18 protein-coding genes and 1 pseudogene are annotated in these 19,696 nt (G+C 53.2%); 11 read left to right on the plus strand and 8 right to left on the minus strand.

All coding sequences use genetic code 11. The annotated features are described in order from the left end of the window. Positions 1–38: 38 nt before the first annotated feature. Both OGX86_RS13065 and prs read right to left on the minus strand, forming a co-directional pair. Positions 39–1,529: a nicotinate phosphoribosyltransferase gene (locus OGX86_RS13065; RefSeq protein WP_284106067.1), complete on the minus strand. Its 1,491-nt coding sequence runs from the start codon at positions 1,527–1,529 to the stop codon at positions 39–41. A gap of 14 nt (positions 1,530–1,543) precedes the next feature. Continuing rightward, on the minus strand, positions 1,544–2,404 hold the full coding sequence (gene prs / locus OGX86_RS13070) for a ribose-phosphate diphosphokinase (RefSeq protein ID WP_284106068.1): 861 nt from the start codon (positions 2,402–2,404) through the stop codon (positions 1,544–1,546). Between the two features lie 191 nt (positions 2,405–2,595). Here prs and OGX86_RS13075 point away from each other — a divergent pair, with 191 nt between their 5' ends. From OGX86_RS13075 to OGX86_RS13090, 4 genes and pseudogenes are all read left to right on the plus strand, one after another. After that, entirely contained in the window at positions 2,596–3,315 is a 720-nt protein-coding gene (locus tag OGX86_RS13075) for an NUDIX domain-containing protein (RefSeq protein ID WP_286640204.1), read from the plus strand. Positions 3,316–3,350: 35 nt separating this feature from the next. Continuing rightward, positions 3,351–4,419, plus strand: a pseudogene (locus OGX86_RS13080) (hydrolase). Next, entirely contained in the window at positions 4,416–4,634 is a 219-nt protein-coding gene (locus tag OGX86_RS13085) for a YheU family protein (protein ID WP_003023615.1), read from the plus strand. The pseudogene OGX86_RS13080 and the gene OGX86_RS13085 overlap by 4 nt, the downstream one beginning before the upstream one ends. Before the next feature lie 53 nt (positions 4,635–4,687). Then, positions 4,688–5,557 (plus strand): phosphoribulokinase, encoded by an 870-nt coding sequence (locus OGX86_RS13090; RefSeq protein ID WP_003827751.1) that lies wholly within the window; start codon positions 4,688–4,690, stop codon positions 5,555–5,557. 93 nt (positions 5,558–5,650) lie between these two features. On the opposite strand, the gene OGX86_RS13095 is transcribed toward OGX86_RS13090, so the two are convergent. Continuing rightward, positions 5,651–6,058, minus strand: a complete 408-nt coding sequence (locus OGX86_RS13095; RefSeq protein WP_003827750.1) for an OsmC family protein — start codon at positions 6,056–6,058, stop codon at positions 5,651–5,653. 308 nt (positions 6,059–6,366) lie between these two features. Between OGX86_RS13095 and crp the strand changes: the two genes are divergently transcribed. Both crp and OGX86_RS13105 read left to right on the plus strand, forming a co-directional pair. Continuing rightward, positions 6,367–6,999 (plus strand): cAMP-activated global transcriptional regulator CRP, encoded by a 633-nt coding sequence (gene crp, locus OGX86_RS13100; RefSeq protein WP_000242758.1) that lies wholly within the window; start codon positions 6,367–6,369, stop codon positions 6,997–6,999. Between the two features lie 51 nt (positions 7,000–7,050). Beyond that, positions 7,051–9,138, plus strand: coding sequence for a YccS/YhfK family putative transporter (locus tag OGX86_RS13105; protein ID WP_008786302.1), 2,088 nt, complete (start codon positions 7,051–7,053; stop codon positions 9,136–9,138). A gap of 70 nt (positions 9,139–9,208) precedes the next feature. Here the strand turns inward: OGX86_RS13105 and argD are convergent, their stop codons facing one another. The 5 genes from argD to ppiA form a co-directional block, all read right to left on the minus strand. After that, positions 9,209–10,426 (minus strand): bifunctional acetylornithine/succinyldiaminopimelate transaminase, encoded by a 1,218-nt coding sequence (gene argD / locus OGX86_RS13110; RefSeq protein WP_008786303.1) that lies wholly within the window; start codon positions 10,424–10,426, stop codon positions 9,209–9,211. Positions 10,427–10,511: 85 nt separating this feature from the next. Then, on the minus strand, positions 10,512–11,075 hold the full coding sequence (gene pabA / locus OGX86_RS13115) for an aminodeoxychorismate synthase component 2 (RefSeq protein ID WP_048227393.1): 564 nt from the start codon (positions 11,073–11,075) through the stop codon (positions 10,512–10,514). 31 nt (positions 11,076–11,106) lie between these two features. After that, positions 11,107–11,709 carry a putative adenosine monophosphate-protein transferase Fic gene (locus tag OGX86_RS13120; protein WP_071446671.1) on the minus strand — a complete coding sequence of 201 codons (603 nt, stop codon included), beginning with the start codon at positions 11,707–11,709 and terminating at the stop codon, positions 11,107–11,109. Further along, positions 11,699–11,866: a FicA/YhfG family antitoxin gene (ficA, locus tag OGX86_RS13125; protein ID WP_003827708.1), complete on the minus strand. Its 168-nt coding sequence runs from the start codon at positions 11,864–11,866 to the stop codon at positions 11,699–11,701. Before ficA ends, OGX86_RS13120 begins: the two co-directional genes overlap by 11 nt. 106 nt (positions 11,867–11,972) lie before the next feature. Continuing rightward, positions 11,973–12,545 (minus strand): peptidylprolyl isomerase A, encoded by a 573-nt coding sequence (gene ppiA / locus OGX86_RS13130; protein WP_003023595.1) that lies wholly within the window; start codon positions 12,543–12,545, stop codon positions 11,973–11,975. A 264-nt stretch (positions 12,546–12,809) separates the two neighbouring features. Here ppiA and tsgA point away from each other — a divergent pair, with 264 nt between their 5' ends. From tsgA to cysG, 5 genes are all read left to right on the plus strand, one after another. Further along, on the plus strand, positions 12,810–13,991 hold the full coding sequence (tsgA, locus tag OGX86_RS13135) for an MFS transporter TsgA (RefSeq protein ID WP_032945197.1): 1,182 nt from the start codon (positions 12,810–12,812) through the stop codon (positions 13,989–13,991). 271 nt (positions 13,992–14,262) lie between these two features. Next, positions 14,263–16,806: an NADPH-nitrite reductase large subunit gene (gene nirB, locus OGX86_RS13140; RefSeq protein WP_286640205.1), complete on the plus strand. Its 2,544-nt coding sequence runs from the start codon at positions 14,263–14,265 to the stop codon at positions 16,804–16,806. Beyond that, the gene (nirD, locus tag OGX86_RS13145) at positions 16,803–17,129 is read left to right on the plus strand and encodes a nitrite reductase small subunit NirD (protein WP_003023590.1); all 327 of its coding nucleotides are present in this window, start codon (positions 16,803–16,805) and stop codon (positions 17,127–17,129) included. Before nirB ends, nirD begins: the two co-directional genes overlap by 4 nt. A gap of 186 nt (positions 17,130–17,315) precedes the next feature. Then, complete coding sequence (gene nirC / locus OGX86_RS13150) at positions 17,316–18,125, plus strand: nitrite transporter NirC (protein ID WP_008786308.1); 810 nt, start codon at positions 17,316–17,318, stop codon at positions 18,123–18,125. A gap of 11 nt (positions 18,126–18,136) precedes the next feature. Then, complete coding sequence (cysG, locus tag OGX86_RS13155; protein WP_048227396.1) at positions 18,137–19,510, plus strand: siroheme synthase CysG; 1,374 nt, start codon at positions 18,137–18,139, stop codon at positions 19,508–19,510. Positions 19,511–19,696: the final 186 nt, after the last annotated feature.

Consider the following 19,696-nt stretch of genomic DNA (forward strand, 5'->3'; position numbering starts at 1 on the left):
TCCGACGCCAACACGTCTCATCCGGCATTTTTGTTGAATTATCCCTGTGTCGCCAGACGCTGGCGGATTTCTTCGAAATGCTCGCGGTTAAACAGCTTGCCGTTGAGAAAACGAGTTTTCAGCTCCCCTTCCTGCTCTTGCTCCCAGGTCTGTTCGTCATGCAGACGCAATTCCCCTTGCTCATCACGTGTGACGCGAAGCAGACCACGGGCTGAACGTTTCAGACCATTATCAGTTTTTGGTTCTTTAAAAATCGTCCGGCCTTTGCCGTCGACTTCTCCCCACGTCGCTTTCATCGCAAAGCCAAAGGTGTCACGTGTGTTGTATTGATAAGTAAAAGAACCAACGCCAAACACGACGTTTGAACTGGCAAATCCTTTCGCTTCCAGACGACGCAGGATCTCATTCGCTCGCTCAAGGGTGATGGAGTCGCCATAAATCAGTCCGACATGCGGGTTGAGCACCTTGTAACCTTTGGCGTTAATCGTGCCGCCAAAAATCTCCCACAGCACTTCCACAGACCCTTTCTCCTGAGCGGAACGAACGCTGCTTGTATCGTCATCTTCGCCAGTACCACACAGGATCTCCACCGGATTGCCGCTATCCGGACGGAATACCACCCGACCTTCACGCGCCAGAATGATGTTCTTCAGTTCGCGGGTATATTCCGTCAGCACCTGCCAGTAGTCCCAGGTATCAGAGACTATCGATACAAATCCTTGCGGGTAGAGATCGGCAATCAGGCGGCGGAAGGTTTCAATCTCATGCTCGCGCTCACCCATACACATCACGCTGTGTTCGGTAGCCGGAATGCTGGCGCCGATAAAATAGGGCTCGCCGTCGGTGTAGTAATCGCGAGCGTACAGCAGAGATGGAATACTGTCGGTCCCTTTAAAGCTTAACAAATGCCCACTGCCCGCCTGCATGGTGTCCTGTAATCCGGACATACCGCGAAATGAAAAGTCATGGCACTGGAAGTCAAGGTGCGTCAGGTCGCTACAGGTTTGCTCTGCCCAGCGAGCGCAGATTTTGCGGTAGTGGTGAGCTATCGTGGCATTTGTTGACGCCTTCCACAGCTCCGCCGACAGCACGGTCTCCAGGTAATTCACCAGCCAGAAAAACTCAGGTTGGGTGTTGATGATAGTTAAAACCGGTACCGCCATCGGGACTTTGCTGCCTTCATCCAGCGCCTTAATGTGCAGCGGCAGATAGCCCAACTGATGCAGTGCACGAATATGGTCCACCGCCACCGCATCTTTGCCCAGATAGCTGTCCATGACCTGTTTGTATTCCCTGACCACCTCGTCTTCCGGGCGGGCAAAGAACGCCTCATTAAACAGGTCGACTAAAAACCACTGCATAAAACCCTGCAGGCCGAAGAATACCAGTTTGCCATCCGCCAACGGCGAGGAGAAAAAGCGATCGCTGCGCGGGGTAAAGTTGGAATACACGCGATGGGTACCCTGCGGATACTGTACGCGATGAGAAACTTTGTAGCCGTCGATAGCCAGAATCGGGTTCATTTTCATAATCAGTCTCTCCCTCAGGCGCGGTAAATCGCGTCAATGTCGATAAGCTCAAGCTGCGGATGTACCAACGCTGGGGCAGCTAAAGAGGTGGTGGTGTAGATCGCGTCAATACCGTTTGCAAACAGGTGATCAACGCCCTTAGAAAAGATACCGTGGGTGACATACAGGCTGACACTGCGGGCGCCAGCATCACGTAACACCTGTGCAGAGCCTATAAACGTACCGCCTGCGTCACACAGATCGTCAACAATCAGCAGATCCCTACCCCTGACGTCTCCGGCCAATAATGCAAATCCCGTCAGGCTGCCGCTTGCCACATCACGTTTTTTGCTCAGGATGGCATACTGCTCCACACCGGCCGCTCTGGCTACGGCATCAATCTTCTTCAGCGATCCCGCATCGGGAGCAACCAGCATCAGCGCGTTTTGCTGAAACAGCCGCGATAATGACGCGCTTTGCATCAGGCAGACCTCCTGGGGGATCGCCACAAAGTTGTCGATTGCAGCCGCCGCCGCATCGCTGTGCGGGTCGAGCACGTTAACCTTGTCAAATTTCAACGTATTAAGCTGACTGGCGAAGACTTTCAGCGCAAAGCTGTCACCCGAGACCATATGTCTGTCCTGACGCGCCCACGGCAGCCAAGGGAGGTCGAGATGGCTGACCAGTACATCGGTCTGATGACGTACCGCCTCAACCAGTTGCGCCAGCAGCATAAAATCGTTCATATCACGCATAGCCGTGGCACGGATGTGCATCAGGCGAGCAAAGGTTGGCAACGCATCGGTGACTTTTAACCAGACAGCACCATCAGGAAAAACACCGCTGGCAACGGCATAGGTCTGGTCGTCCAAAGTTAGTGTCAATTTTATGTTCATCGCGCTTCCCCCTCAATTGTGTCCCTTCGACACAATTAATAATGTCCCTGTGACACATATTAAGCAAGTATAAAATGAATTATTTTTAAGACGTGAGCTAATCCACTGATAAGCAATAAGAAAAAACGAACCTTGCCCCCCGGTGTCGGGCTGGTACACTTGTCAGCGTTACAAATCATCGTGAGTATCTTATGACCACCGAAGCCGACTACCTGAATCAGTACGATGCCAGCCGCTTCCCTTCACCTCTGGTGACGGTAGATAGCGTGTTATTTACCCTGCATCAGCAGGCGCTGTGCGTATTACTGGTCGAGCGGGCAAATCAGCCGCAAAAAGGGCGTTGGGGATTACCCGGCGGCTTTATTGATATCGAAAACGATGATTCAACCCGCGCCACCGCGCTGCGCAAACTCACCGAAAAAACAGGCGTTTCGCCTTCGTGGCTGGAACAACTGGATACCTTTTCCGGCCCTGATCGTGACCCGCGCGGCTGGAGCCTGACGGTCACCTGGTTTGCACTAATCGCCTGGGTAGACTGCGCGCCCCATATCGCCAGCGTCAGCAATGCCCGTTGGGTGCCGGTTGATGAACTGAAAAACTATTCACTCGCGTTTGATCACGAGAAAATCATTACCGCGGCGCTACACCGCTTACGGCAAAAAACGATGTACTCGCTCCTGCCCGTATACTGCTTGCCGGAAACATTTACCCATGGGCAACTGCTCGAAGCCACTGAGGTGATCCTCGGCCAGTCGATCCAGCGTAAAAGTCTGATTCGTCGCTTTGAAGCGTCAGGAATGTTTGAAGATACCGGAGAAAGCGTGGCGACAGGGACGCGTAAAGCCCGCCTGTGGCGACGTAAACACAACGTCGATTTTCATCTTTTCTCGCGTAACCTGCTGACTGACTAGCGACAAAATCACATATTGGCTAACCCGCACGCGCTGTGCGCGGTATAGTTATTCTTTCCGATTATTAATTGCTCCGGTGTTATGGTTGAAATCACGTCCACAGAAATGACCCCACCTACCGACGATTCGCGAGAATTCCGCCCGATGCGCGGTATCAGTAACCGCCATCTGCAGACGATGCTGCCGCGTTTAATTCGCCGCAAGGTGAAGTTCGACGCCCACTGGCAGCGTCTGGAATTGCCCGACGGTGATTTCGTCGATCTGGCGTGGAGTGAAGATCCGCAACAGGCGAAACACAAACCGCGCCTGGTGGTTTTTCACGGTCTGGAAGGCAGTCTGAACAGCCCCTACGCACATGGCCTGATTGAAGCAGCACAAAAGCGCGGCTGGCTGGGCGTGGTAATGCACTTTCGCGGTTGCAGCGGCGAACCCAATCGTCTGAACCGCATTTATCACTCCGGTGAAACAGAAGATGGCACCTGGTTTTTACACTGGCTGGAGCGTGAGTTCGGTCGCGTACCGACCGCGGCGGTAGGTTATTCACTCGGTGGAAACATGCTGGCTTGCCTGCTGGCAAAAGAAGGCAACGATATTCCGATAGATGCGGCGGTTATCGTTTCTGCACCTTTCGTGCTCGAAGCCTGTAGCTACCATATGGACAAGGGCTTCTCCCGGGTCTACCAGCGCTACCTGCTCAATCTGTTGAAAGCCAATGCCTCACGGAAGCTTGAAGCTTATCCAGGTTCGTTGCCGGTGAGTCTGGCCCAGTTGAAATCTTTACGCCGCATTCGCGATTTTGACGATCTAATCACCGCCAAAATCCACGGTTTCGCCGATGCTATAGACTATTACCGCCAGTGCAGCGCCATGCCGTTGCTCAATCGGATAGCCAAACCAACGCTGATTATCCATGCGAAAGACGATCCGTTTATGGATCATCATGTGATCCCGAAACCGGAAAATCTGCCCTCACAGGTGGAGTACCAGCTTACTGAACACGGCGGCCACGTCGGATTTATAGGTGGCACGGTGCGCCGTCCTGTGATGTGGCTGGAATCAAGAATCCCGGACTGGCTGACAACGTATCTGGAGGCATCATCATGATTATCCCCTGGCAAGATATCTCCCCGGACGCGCTGGACAATTTGATTGAAAGCTTTGTCTTGCGCGAAGGCACCGATTATGGTGAACATGAACGCTCGCTCGAACAAAAAGTCGCCGACGTCAAACGCCAACTACAATCAGGTGAAGCCGTGCTGGTGTGGTCTGAACTGCATGAAACGGTCAACATTATGCCGAGGAAGCAGATTCACGAGTAATCCGTAGCCGCCGGCCGACTTTACTATAATTACAACCATTTCATGGAGTTGTTATGTCTGCCAAACATCCGGTGATTGCGGTAACAGGATCCAGCGGCGCGGGGACCACCACCACCAGCCTCGCGTTTCGTAAAATTTTCGCGCAGTTAAATCTGCGCGCCGCCGAGGTGGAAGGTGACAGTTTTCATCGCTATACCCGTCCGGAAATGGACATGGCGATTCGCAAAGCGCGCGATGCCGGGCGGCATATCAGCTATTTTGGCCCTGAAGCTAATGACTTCGGCTTGCTGGAACAAACCTTCATCGAATACGGTCAGACGGGCAAAGGCCAGTCGCGAAAATATCTGCACACTTACGATGAGGCCGTACCATGGAACCAGGTTCCGGGGACATTCACGCCCTGGCAGCCGCTGCCTGAACCGACGGATGTACTGTTCTACGAAGGGCTGCACGGCGGTGTTGTCACCCCGCAGCAAAACGTGGCCCGGCATGTCGATCTGCTGGTTGGCGTGGTACCTATCGTAAACCTGGAATGGATCCAGAAGCTGACCCGCGATACCAGCGAGCGTGGACATTCGCGTGAAGCGGTGATGGACTCGGTGGTGCGTTCAATGGACGATTACATCAATTACATCACGCCGCAGTTTTCCCGGACGCATATTAACTTCCAGCGCGTACCGACCGTCGATACCTCCAACCCCTTTGCCGCTAAGAGCATTCCATCACTGGATGAAAGCTTTGTCGTGATTCATTTTCGTAACCTGGAAGGGATCGACTTCCCGTGGTTACTGGCCATGTTGCAGGGATCATTCATTTCCCATATCAATACGTTAGTCGTACCTGGCGGCAAGATGGGTCTGGCGATGGAATTGATTATGCTGCCGCTGGTACAGCGACTGATGGAAGGTAAGAAGATAGAGTGATGTGGTCTTTTGCCGGATGGCGGCTGATGCCTTATCCGGCCTACGTGTTTATATCCTGTAGGCCTGATAAGTGAAACGCCATCAGGCATGACATCACGCAGCAGCAACCACTTCATAGGAATGGGTAATATTCACTGCCTTTTCCAGCATCAACGCCACGGAGCAGTATTTTTCCGCTGAAAGATCGACGGCGCGGGAGACTGACGCATCTTTCAGATCGTTACCCGTTACGATGAAATGCAGGTTGATGTGGGTAAACAGGCGCGGTGCTTCATCACGACGCTCTGAAGTCAGTTTCACTTCGCAGTTGGTCACATCCTGACGACCCTTTTGCAGGATCGATACCACATCAATTGCGCTACAACCACCGGCAGCCATTAATACCATTTCCATCGGGCTCGGCGCTTTATCACCAGAGTTACCGTCCATCAAAATTTGGTGGCCAGAGGCGGACTCACCGAGGAAGGTTAACCCCTCAACCCACTTTACACGCGCTTGCATATTTCGTAACTCCAATGTTTCAATTTTCCTGACAGATTACGCGCACATAACAATTCTCGCAACGGAAGGCGACCTGCATCATGCTGAAGCGAGACACCAGGAGACACACGGCGAAAGCTATGCTAAAACAGACGGGATGCTACAGTAATACATTGACGTACTGCATGTATGCAGAGGACATCACATTACAGGCTGCAGTATATTTTTGACAGCCCCTTTCCCAGGTAGCGGGAAGCATATTTTTGCAAACCCAGAGGCAGCGTCGTTTTCTGGCTCTGGAGACAGCTTATAACAGAGGATAACCGCGCATGGTGCTTGGCAAACCGCAAACAGACCCGACTCTCGAATGGTTCTTGTCTCATTGCCATATTCATAAGTACCCATCGAAGAGCACGCTGATTCACCAGGGTGAAAAAGCGGAAACGTTGTATTACATCGTTAAAGGCTCCGTGGCAGTGCTGATCAAAGATGAAGAAGGGAAAGAAATGATCCTTTCTTATCTGAATCAGGGCGATTTTATTGGTGAATTAGGCCTCTTCGAAGAAGGTCAGGAACGTAGCGCCTGGGTACGTGCCAAAACCGCATGTGAAGTCGCTGAAATTTCCTACAAAAAATTTCGCCAATTAATCCAGGTCAACCCGGATATTCTGATGCGCCTGTCTTCTCAGATGGCTCGTCGTCTGCAGGTCACGTCTGAAAAAGTGGGCAACCTTGCCTTCCTCGACGTAACCGGTCGTATCGCGCAGACTCTGCTGAATCTGGCGAAACAGCCTGATGCGATGACCCACCCGGACGGCATGCAGATTAAAATCACCCGTCAGGAAATCGGCCAGATCGTTGGCTGCTCCCGTGAGACCGTCGGTCGTATTCTGAAGATGCTGGAAGATCAGAACCTGATCTCCGCACACGGTAAGACCATCGTCGTCTACGGCACGCGTTAACCCCATCGAAGTGGCGCGTTACCCAGTAATGCGCCACTTTTGTTTACTCCGATGTGGCGAAGACTGATATACCACCCAGAGATCAACTACGCACTACGACAAACGCTGGTGCTATGTTTACCTGTGGCTGTTGGTCTGATCATCGGTCAGCTTCATTTGGGGCTTCTCTTTTCCCTCGTCCCTGCCTGCTGCAACATTGCCGGTCTTGATACCCCGCACAAGCGCTTTTTCAAACGCTTAGTCATTGGTGCATCGCTGTTTGCCGGGTGCAGCTTGATCATGCAGCTACTGCTTGCGCAAACTATACCGCTACCATTGATCCTCACCGGCCTGACGCTCATTCTTGGCGTAACCGCCGAGCTAAGCCCCTTGCATGCGCGATTACTGCCAGCCTCGCTTATCGCGGCGATTTTCACGCTCAGCCTGGCCGGGAATATGCCCGTCTGGGAGCCGCTGCTGATCTACGCGCTGGGCACGTTATGGTATGGCCTGTTCAACTGGTTCTGGTTCTGGATGTGGCGCGAGCAACCGCTCCGCGAATCGCTCAGCTTGCTGTACCGTGAATTAGCCGATTACTGTGAAGCCAAGTACAGCATGCTGACCCAGCATGCCGACCCAGAAAAAGCGCTGCCTCCCCTGCTGGTTCGCCAACAAAAGGCGGTGGATCTGATTACCCAGTGCTATCAGCAAATGCATATGCTGTCGGCACATCACAACAACGAATACAAACGCCTGCTGCGTGCCTTTCAGGAGGCGCTGGATTTACAGGAGCATATTTCCGTTAGCCTCCACCAGCCAGAAGAAGTGCAAAAACTGGTTGAGCGTAGCCACGCGGAGCAGGTAATTCGCTGGAACGCGCGAACCGTCGCCGAACGCCTTCGGGTACTGGCCGATGATATTTTGTATCACCGCTTGCCGACCCGTTTCTCGATGGAAAAGCAGATTGGCACGCTGGAGAAAATCGCCAGGCAGCATCCGGACAATCCGGTGGGGCAATTTTGCTACTGGCACTTCAGCCGTATTGCCCGCGTGCTACGGACCCAGCGCCCGCTGTATGCCCGTGACTTAATGGCTGACAAGCAGCGTCGGTTGCCGCTGATCCCTGCCCTGAAAAACTACCTGTCGTTGAAATCCCCAGCGCTGCGCAATGCCGGACGCATCAGCGTTATGTTGAGTATCGCCAGCCTGATGGGCAGCGCTTTACACCTGCCAAAGCCTTACTGGATTTTGATGACAGTCCTGTTTGTTACGCAAAATGGCTACGGGGCGACCCGGGTGCGCATCTTACACCGTTCCGTAGGTACGCTCGTTGGACTGGTTATTGCCGGCGTCACATTGCACTTTCATATTCCCGAAGGTTTCACGCTGGCGGCCATGCTGCTGATCACCCTGGTGAGCTATCTGATCATCCGTAAAAACTACGGCTGGGCTACCGTCGGTTTTACGGTAACGGCGGTATACACCCTGCAACTACTGACGCTGAATGGGGAAGAGTTTATCGTGCCGCGGTTTGTCGATACGGTCATTGGCTGCTTAATCGCCTTTGGCGGCACGCTCTGGCTGTGGCCACAGTGGCAGAGCGGTCTGCTGCGTAAGAACGCCCACGATGCGTTAGAAGCCGACCAGGAGGCCATTCGTCTGATCCTCAGCAACGATCCACAGGCCACGCCGCTGGCGTATCAACGCATGCGCGTCAACCAGACGCAAAACACGCTGTTCAACTCGCTGAACCAGGCAATGCAGGAGCCGGGATTTAACTCGCACTACCTTGCAGACATGAAACTGTGGGTCACGCACAGCCAGTTCATCGTTGAACACATCAACGCGATGACCACGCTGGCAAGGGAACATACGATGCTGACGCCGGATTTGGCGCAGCGGTATCTGGAATCCTGCGAAATCGCGCTCCAGCGCTGTCAGCAGCGGCTGGAATATGATGGACCGGGAAGCTCCGGAGATGTGAATATTCTCGAGGCACCAGAGATGCTGTCCCACGGTCCGTTAAGCACCCTGGAGCAGCATCTACAAAGGGTATTGGGACATCTGAATACCATGCACACCATTTCGTCGGTAGCATGGCGTCAGCGACCGCACCACGGGATCTGGCTGAGCCGTCGGTTGCGGGATATGAAGGGTTAAGCTCGACTGCCGGATGCGCTACGCTTATCCGGCCTACGAATCACAGCTTACCCTGTACGCCATCCGGCAATCAGCCCACCACCTTCGCTACCGCCTGCGCGAAACGTTGCATTCCTTCATCGATATCCGCCTGCTCCACCACCAGCGACGGCGCGAAACGCATCACGTCCGGCCCGGCGTTCAGCACCATCACCCCTTCGTGCGCGGCGGCATAGAGGAAATCGCGCGCCCGGCCTTTAAACTGCGGTTTCAGCTCGGCGCCAATCAGCAGCCCCATGCCGCGAATATCGCTGAAAATATCGAACTGTTGATCAATCTTGTGCAAATGCTGGACAAACGCCTGACGCCGGGCCTGAATGCCTCCCAGCACGTCCGGCGTGTTGATGATATCAAACGCTGCCCCCGCTACCGCGCAGGCCAGCGGGTTACCGCCGTAAGTGGAGCCGTGCGAACCCACGTGGAACGCGGAGGCAATCTCCTGAGTGGTCAACACCGCGCTTACCGGGAAGCCGCCACCGAGCGCCTTCGCGCTGGTGAGGATATCCGGCGTCACGCCGTAGTGCATATAGGCAAACAAATCGCCGGTACGCCCCATTCCACTCTGCACTTCATCAAATACCAACAGCGCCTGGTGCTGGTCACAAAGTTCACGCAAACCTTGCAGGAATTCCGGCGTAGCCGCAGTGACGCCACCCTCTCCCTGAATAGGCTCAACGACCACCGCGCAGGTGTGATCGTCCATCACCGCTTTGACCGCATGCAGATCGTTAAACGGGACATGGATGATATCCGCCGGTTTTGGCCCAAAGCCGTCGGAGTATTTCGGCTGCCCACCAACGGACACGGTAAACAGCGAACGGCCGTGAAACGCATTATGGAAGGCAATGATTTTGGTTTTGAACGGACTATGACGCACGCAGGCATAATGGCGCGCCAGCTTAAAGGCGGTTTCGTTGGCTTCAGTACCGGAGTTCATGAACAGCACGCGCTCGGCAAAGGTCGCATCAATGATTTTACGGCCTAAGCGCAACGCCGGTTCGTTGGTAAATACGTTGCTGGTATGCCACAGGGTTTCGCCCTGGGTTTTTAACGCCTCAACCAATGCCGGATGGCAATGCCCTAACGCGGTCACTGCAATGCCGCCCGCGAAATCAACATACTCTTTGCCCTGTTGATCCCACACTCGACTCCCTTTTCCTTTTACCGGGATAAACTCAGCCGGTGCATAAATCGGCAGAATCACTTCATCGAATGTCGCGCGCGTAATTGCAGTTTGTTCAGTTGCCATGTCATTACCACCCTGTTAAGCAGAAACGCCAGTGAAATTATAATCACAAAATATGAATAAAAAATCACTGAATAGCAACTACAAATCAGCGATTGAGAAAATTAGCCAGCAGCTGATGCCCCTGTTCGCTGAGAATACTCTCCGGGTGAAACTGTACCCCTTCCATATCCCACTCGCGGTGACGAATGCCCATTATCTCCTGCGTTTCACTCCAGGCTGTCACCTCAAAGCACTCAGGAAGCGTCTCAGGGGCAACCACCAGAGAGTGGTAGCGCGTTACCGTTAATGGGTTGGCGAGTCCCTGAAAAACGCCCTGCCCGTTATGGGTAATCGGCGAGGTTTTACCGTGCATCACTTTAGCCGCCCGAACCACACTCGCGCCAAAGGCCTGCGCCATCGCCTGGTGGCCAAGACAAACACCCAACAAGGGGAGCTTACCGGCGAAATGACGAATAACATCCAGTGAGATACCGGCGTCATCCGGCGTGCATGGCCCAGGGGAAATCACGATTTTTTGCGGGTTCAGCGCGTCGATTTGCGCCAGCGTCAGCTCGTCGTTGCGCCGGACAAGGACATCAGCGCCCAGTTCGCAGAAGTATTGGTACAGGTTCCAGGTAAAAGAATCATAGTTATCAATAAGCAGGATCATGGCGGCTCCGGTACATAAGAACCGCGCTATTCTACTCAGTTTCCGGGGCTTCGCTTACCACTTTACGAAATATCGCCCGCAGTGCAGACAGGTCACCCATCGCCCCGCTCTGATTAGCCTGATTCCACTCCTCAACCGGAATGCCATCCCAGCTCAGCATATACCCGGCATGAATCGCTAACTGTTCGAAGAAAATACGCTGCGCCAGGCCACTGCCAATGCGAAACGGATGCAGCACATTGATTTCGCAATAATAGTGGGCAAGACGATCGACAAACTTGTCTTCCGGTATTCCCACCAGCCAGGACTCATCTTCCAGGTCCTGCATCAGCGCATTGCCCTCTTTCTCGATATAGGCGAAGTGGCAAAAGCGAGTATCGCCCTGGTAAATATCGACTTCACGCAGGTGTCCCGCCCAGTCAAAAATATCCCGATACAGCTGGCGATGAATGGCGCACAGGTGCGGTAAGCCCCGTTTAAGCGGCCCCAATTCGATAGTCGCCGCACGCAGTGCTGTCAGTTCATAAGCCGCCTGCGCTAAACGCTGCGCCTGATGAATCCCCAGACGGTTACGCATGACATTCAGGCCCGGATATAAATACGGGTCGCGACCATCACCGAATTTATCGCTCATAGTGCCTCCTCAGCTCTTCAAGACGCGCCAGGGCGTCTTCAGCACTCAGAGTAACCCGTGGAATATCTACGCCTTCCAGCCGTCGGCTGGCCTGGAAATTGGCGTTTCGCCGTTGTTCCCACAGCCTGGACTTTTGTTTATCGGTGAGTTTTTTCACGTGACCTCCCTGAATGAGCCGACACTTGCCACAAGTATAAGCAGCAATTTCGGGTTACGCAGAGAGAGGGGTGAACGCGGGCAAGAACTACCCGCGCAAGATACGATTACGGCAGGACTTTAGCAGAAAGGATAACAATCGGTTTTGACGGGACATTCTGGTATGGACCGACATCATGGGTCTGTACCTGAGAGATCTTATCCGCGACATCCATACCTTTCACAACTTTACCGAAAACAGCGTAGCCAAAGTCGCGCTGGCCGTGATCGAGGAAAGCGTTATCTGCAATGTTGATAAAGAACTGGCTGGTCGCGCTGTCTTTATCCGCTGTACGCGCCATAGCAATCGTGCCGCGAGTGTTACGCAGTCCGTTATCGGCTTCATTCTTGATTGGCGGGTTAGGTTTCTTCTGCTGCATCTGCTCGGTAAAACCGCCGCCCTGCACCATGAAGCCTGGGATCACACGGTGGAACGTGGTGTTGTTATAGAAACCACTGTTGACATAATCGACAAAGTTTTGCACTGAAACCGGGGCTTTCTGACTGTTCAGCTCCAGCTCAATGTTACCAGCAGAGGTTGTCAGCAGAACATGTGGATCACCTTTTGCTGCCAGTGCTGCGGGAGAGAGAGCAGAAAGAGCGAGAACAGCTGCAACAGCCGCCAGAGTCGATTTGAGCATGAGAATTCCTTAACAAGAGCAGAAATGAAGCAAGTGAATTGATTCTAAAGAGCCTTCAAGGACAAGGCCATCCCTTTACTTAATTTTACGTACCTGAAACAAATGTAACCTCATGGCTGCAAGTATCAATGTGATCAAGATCACATAGAAAAATGTAACGCACCAAGTTATTACCAATAAATATTTAAATGCGTCACTAAAGCGCCTAAAATCTGCCCGCTCACGGCGCAGTCAATGCGCCTTACACTTCTATACAGGCCAGTCATGACTAACAGCAATCGCATCAAGCTCACATGGATTAGCTTTCTCTCCTACGCCCTGACAGGTGCGTTGGTAATTGTCACCGGGATGGTGATGGGAAACATCGCAGATTACTTCCATTTGCCCGTTTCCAGCATGAGTAACACCTTCACCTTCCTGAATGCCGGCATTCTGATCTCTATCTTTCTGAATGCATGGTTAATGGAAATCGTGCCACTGAAAACCCAGTTGCGCTTCGGCTTTATCCTGATGGTACTGGCCGTTGCCGGACTGATGTTCAGCCATAGCCTGGCCTTGTTCTCCGCCGCCATGTTTGTATTGGGCCTGGTAAGCGGTATCACCATGTCGATTGGTACGTTCCTGGTAACTCAAATGTACGAAGGTCGTCAGCGCGGTTCCCGCCTGCTGTTTACTGACTCCTTCTTCAGCATGGCCGGTATGATTTTCCCAATGGTTGCCGCGTTCCTGTTAGCGCGCAGCATCGAATGGTATTGGGTCTATGCCTGCATCGGCCTCGTATACGTCGCCATTTTCCTGCTGACCTTCGGTTGTGAATTCCCGGCACTGGGTAAACACGCTCAGCAGTCAGACGCGCCGGTAGTAAAAGAAAAATGGGGGATTGGCGTGCTGTTTCTGGCGATCGCTGCACTGTGCTACATCCTTGGTCAGCTGGGTTTTATCTCCTGGGTCCCGGAGTACGCCAAAAGCCTGGGCATGAGCCTGAACGATGCGGGTAAACTGGTCAGCGACTTCTGGATGTCTTACATGGTTGGCATGTGGGCATTTAGCTTTATTCTGCGTTTCTTCGATTTGCAGCGCATCCTGACCGTACTGGCGGGTCTGGCTACCGTCCTGATGTATCTGTTTATCACCGGTACGCCAGAGCATATGCCGTGGTTTATTATGACGCTGGGCTTCTTCTCCAGTGCGATTTATACCACCATCATTACCCTTGGCTCCCAGCAGACGAAGGTCGCCTCACCCAAACTGGTTAACTTCGTTCTGACCTGCGGCACCATCGGCACCATGCTCACTTTCGTCGTCACCGGCCCTATCGTGGCACACAGCGGCCCTCAGGCGGCATTGCAAACAGCTAACGGCTTGTATGCGGTTGTATTCGTGATGTGCTTTATTCTTGGGTTTGTCACGCGCCATCGCCAGCATAACGCCCCAGCAACGCATTAATCTCACCGCCGGATGGTATCCACATCATCCGGCACATTCTCACCCTCCTCTTCTTTCATTGGTCATGTAGGCCAATTCTTACAAAAACCCCTTAATTTGTACGCTATTTATACAAACACGAAAACCCAAATAATTCCGTCACTTATAAAAATGCTGACAAATCAGTTATATACCTCTTAAGGAGTATATAAGGGCGAATTTGATTTGTATCAATAAGCGCGGTAGCTGAATCGTTAAGGTAGGCAGTAATAGAAAAGAAATCGAGGCAAAAATGAGCAAAGTCAGACTCGCTATTATCGGTAATGGTATGGTCGGCCATCGCTTTATTGAGGATCTTCTTGATAAATCCGACGCTGCCAATTTTGATATTACCGTCTTCTGTGAAGAACCCCGCAAAGCGTACGACCGTGTACACCTGTCTTCCTACTTCTCCCACCACACCGCCGAAGAGCTTTCTCTGGTGCGTGAAGGATTCTACGAGAAGCACGGTGTTAAGGTGTTAGTGGGCGAGCGCGCAATTACCATTAACCGCCAGGAGAAGGTGATCCACTCCAGCGCAGGTCGTACGGTTTACTACGATAAGCTGATCATGGCGACGGGCTCTTACCCGTGGATCCCACCGATTAAAGGTTCGGAAACCCAGGACTGCTTCGTTTACCGCACCATTGAAGACCTCAACGCGATTGAGTCTTGCGCGCGACGCAGCAAACGCGGTGCTGTTGTCGGCGGTGGTCTGCTGGGCCTGGAAGCCGCCGGTGCGCTGAAAAGCCTCGGCATTGAAACCCACGTGATTGAATTTGCCCCAATGCTGATGGCTGAACAGCTGGATCATATGGGTGGCGAGCAGTTACGTCGCAAAATTGAAAGCATGGGCGTGCGTGTGCACACCAGCAAAAACACCAAAGAGATCGTTCAGGAAGGCACCGAAGCGCGCAAAACCATGCGTTTTGCCGACGATAGCGAACTGGAAGTCGATTTCATCGTCTTCTCTACCGGTATTCGTCCACGCGACAAACTGGCCACCCAGTGCGGTCTGGACGTCGCGCCACGCGGCGGTATCGTCATTAACGACACTTGCCAGACATCTGACCCGGACATCTATGCCATCGGCGAATGCGCCAGTTGGAACAACCGCGTGTATGGTCTGGTCGCTCCAGGCTATAAAATGGCGCAGGTTGCCGTTGACCATATTCTCGAAACTGAAAACGCCTTTGAAGGCGCGGACCTGAGCGCCAAGCTGAAGCTGCTCGGCGTTGACGTCGGCGGTATTGGCGACGCGCATGCGCGCACGCCGGGCGCACGTAGCTACGTCTATCTCGACGAAAGCAAAGAAGTCTACAAACGCCTGATCGTTAGCGAAGATAACAAAACCCTGCTCGGCGCGGTTCTGGTAGGCGACACCAGCGATTACGGCAATCTGCTGCAACTGGTGCTGAACGCCATCGAACTGCCGGAAAATCCGGATTCACTGATTCTGCCAGCACACGCGGGCAGCGGTAAGCCGTCTATCGGTGTCGATAAACTGCCGGACAGCGCGCAGATTTGCTCCTGTTTTGACGTCACCAAAGGCATGCTGGTTGCCGCTATCAACAAGGGCTGCCATACCGTTGCGGCGCTGAAAGCAGAAACCAAAGCCGGTACCGGCTGCGGCGGGTGTATCCCGCTGGTAACGCAGGTTCTGAACGCCGAACTGGCGAAACAGGGCATCGAAGTTAACAACAATCTGTGTGAACACTTCCCGTACTCACGTCAGGAACTGTTCCATCTCATCCGCGTAGAAGGCATCAAAACCTTCGAAGAGCTGCTGGCAAAACACGGGAAAGGTTACGGCTGTGAAGTATGTAAACCTACCGTAGGTTCCCTGCTGGCTTCCTGCTGGAATGAGTACATCCTCAAACCGCAGCACACGCCGTTGCAGGACACCAACGACAACTTCCTGGCGAACATCCAGAAAGACGGTACTTACTCCGTGATCCCGCGCTCTGCGGGTGGCGAAATTACCCCTGAAGGCCTGGTAGCTGTGGGCCGTATCGCGCGTGAATTTAACCTGTACACCAAAATTACCGGTTCTCAACGTATCGGCTTGTTCGGCGCGCAGAAAGATGACCTGCCGGAAATCTGGCGTCAGCTGATTGAAGCCGGTTTTGAAACCGGTCACGCGTATGCCAAAGCGCTGCGTATGGCGAAAACCTGCGTAGGCAGCACCTGGTGCCGTTACGGCGTCGGCGATAGCGTGGGCTTCGGCGTGGAGCTGGAAAATCGCTACAAAGGCATTCGTACCCCGCACAAAATGAAATTCGGCGTCTCCGGCTGTACCCGTGAATGTGCGGAAGCTCAGGGTAAAGACGTGGGTATCATCGCCACTGAGAAAGGCTGGAACCTGTACGTTTGCGGTAACGGCGGGATGAAACCTCGTCATGCAGACCTGCTGGCAGCGGATATCGATCGCGAAACGCTGCTCAAGTACCTTGACCGTTTCATGATGTTCTACATCCGTACTGCCGACAAACTGACCCGTACCGCACCGTGGTTAGACAATCTGGAAGGCGGTATTGAGTATCTGAAGTCCGTCATCATCGACGACAAGTTGGGTCTGAACCAGCATCTTGAAGAAGAGATGGCCCGTCTGCGTGAAGCAGTGGTGTGTGAGTGGACAGAAACCGTTAACACCCCATCCGCGCAGGTTCGCTTCAAACACTTTATCAACAGCGAAAAACGCGATCCGAATGTCCAGGTTGTGCCTGAACGTGAACAACATCGTCCGGCCACGCCTTATGAGCGTATCCCGGTGACTCTGGTGGAGGAAAACGCATGAGCCAGTGGAAAAACATCTGCAAAATCGATGACATTCTGCCTGCAACAGGCGTCTGTGCCCTGTTAGGTAACGAGCAGGTTGCGATTTTCCGCCCGTATCACAGCGACCAGGTGTTTGCGATCAGCAACATCGACCCGTTCTTTGAGTCCAGCGTGCTTTCTCGTGGGCTGATTGCTGAACATCAGGGCGAATTGTGGGTTGCCAGCCCGCTGAAAAAACAGCGTTTTCGCTTAAGCGACGGTCTGTGCATGGAAGACGAACAGTTCTCCGTGAAACATTACGAAGCGCGAGTGAAAGACGGCACGGTGCAACTGCGCGGTTAATTAATTTTGGGAGGCGCAACGCCTCCCCTTTTTTGACGTATTTGTAGGTCTTTTATTAGTAGGCCTGATAAGCGTAGCGCCATCAGGCAATTGCACAAGCACATTGCCGGATGGCGGCATAAATGCCTTATCCGGCCTACGGTTACGATTTCTTTTTATTGTTTGTACTTCAAGGATAATCAACACATGTTCACAGACACTATCAATAAGTGTGCGGCTAACGCTGCGCGCATCGCACGCCTGTCGGCTAATAACCCGCTCGGATTCTGGATCAGTTCGGCAATGGCGGGAGCCTATGTGGGTCTCGGCATCATTCTTATTTTCACCCTCGGTAATCTGCTCGACCCGTCCGTTCGTCCTCTTGTGATGGGTGCAACCTTTGGTATCGCCTTAACGCTGGTCATTATTGCCGGTTCGGAACTGTTTACCGGTCACACCATGTTTCTGACGCTCGGCGTCAAAGCAGGCACCATCAGCCACGGTCAGATGTGGGCAATCCTGCCAAAAACCTGGCTGGGTAACCTGGTCGGTTCCGTGTTTGTCGCTCTGCTTTACAGCTGGGGTGGCGGTAGCCTGCTGCCGGTCGATACCAGCATCGTCCATTCGGTTGCTCTGGCGAAAACGACCGCGCCTGCAATGGTTTTGTTCTTTAAAGGCGCACTGTGTAACTGGTTGGTTTGTCTGGCAATCTGGATGGCAATCCGTACCGAAGGCGCGGCAAAATTCCTCGCTATCTGGTGGTGTCTGCTGGCGTTTATCGCTTCCGGCTACGAGCACTCCGTTGCCAACATGACGCTGTTTGCCCTCTCCTGGTTCGGCCATCACAGCGAAGCCTATACCCTGTCAGGAATTGGTCATAACCTGCTGTGGGTGACACTCGGTAATACTTTGTCCGGTGTCGTATTCATGGGATTAGGTTATTGGTATGCTACGCCAAAATCGGAGCGTCCGGCTCCGGCAAAAATCAATCAGCCAGAGGCTGCTGCCAATAATTAAGGGGTAATGTCGTGGATCATTTGCCTATATTTTGTCAACTACGTGACCGCGACTGCTTGATCGTCGGCGGTGGTGATGTCGCAGAACGCAAAGCGCGGTTACTGCTGGAAGCGGGCGCACGTTTAACGGTTAATGCGCTGGCGTTTATTCCGCAGTTCAAAGTATGGGCAGATGAAAACATGCTGACGCTGGTTGAGGGGCCGTTCGATGAGTCCTTGCTCGACACCTGCTGGTTGGCTATTGCCGCCACCGATGACGATGCCGTCAATCAAAGCGTCAGCACCGCCGCCGAATCACGGCGTATTTTCTGCAACGTGGTCGATGCGCCAAAAGCAGCCAGTTTTATCATGCCCTCCATTATCGACCGCTCGCCGCTGATGGTGGCGGTCTCCTCTGGCGGCACTTCACCGGTGCTGGCCCGTCTGCTGCGTGAAAAGCTTGAATCCATGCTACCTCAGCATCTGGGCCAGGTCGCGCAATATGCCGGCAAGCTGCGCTCTCGGGTTAAAAAACAGTTTGCCAGTATGGGTGAACGTCGCCGCTTCTGGGAAAAATTGTTCATTAATGACCGCCTGGCGCAGTCGCTGGCAAACAGTGACACAAAAGCCATCGAAGAAACCACCGAGCAGTTGCTTAGCGAACCACTGGATCACCGTGGAGAAGTGGTGCTGGTTGGTGCCGGTCCTGGCGATGCCGGGCTGCTGACGCTGAAAGGGCTGCAGCAGATCCAGCAGGCAGACGTAGTAGTTTATGACCGTCTGGTTTCCGACGATATTATGAACCTCGTGCGCCGCGATGCCGACCGGGTATTCGTCGGTAAACGTGCGGGTTACCACTGCGTACCGCAGGAAGAGATTAACCAGATCCTGCTGCGTGAAGCGCAACAGGGTAAACGCGTCGTGAGACTGAAAGGTGGCGACCCGTTCATCTTTGGTCGCGGTGGCGAAGAGCTGGAAACGCTTTGCCACGCCGGTATTCCATTCTCTGTCGTACCGGGTATTACCGCAGCCTCCGGTTGTTCCGCCTATTCCGGCATTCCACTGACCCATCGTGATTACGCCCAGAGCGTTCGTCTGGTTACCGGGCACCTGAAAACCGGCGGCGAGTTGGACTGGGAAAATCTGGCGGCAGAGAAACAGACGCTGGTGTTCTACATGGGGCTGAACCAGGCGGCCACGATCCAGGAAAAACTGATCGAATTTGGCATGCAGCCCGATATGCCCGTCGCACTTGTAGAAAACGGCACCTCCGTGAAACAACGCGTCGTCAACGGTGTGCTGGCGCAGCTCGGGGAATTAGCGCAGCAGGTTGAAAGCCCGGCGCTGATTATCGTCGGTCGTGTGGTTGGGCTACGCGATAAGCTGAACTGGTTCTCTAATCATTGATTTAAATTCTGCCCTGTTATTCAGGGCATTTATTTATTCTTTTTCCATTCATTCTTTATTCTCAAATCTAAATGAAGAAAAATTAAACTCATTCACCCCGCAAATAAACAATCACATTAATTCATCAAAACCGCACAAAATATCCTTCACACATCCTTAATGACAATAAATGAATTCACGTCTTCA

It is taken from the genome of Citrobacter sp. Cpo040 (genome assembly GCF_030332915.1).
GTDB classification, from domain to species: domain Bacteria; phylum Pseudomonadota; class Gammaproteobacteria; order Enterobacterales; family Enterobacteriaceae; genus Citrobacter; species Citrobacter portucalensis.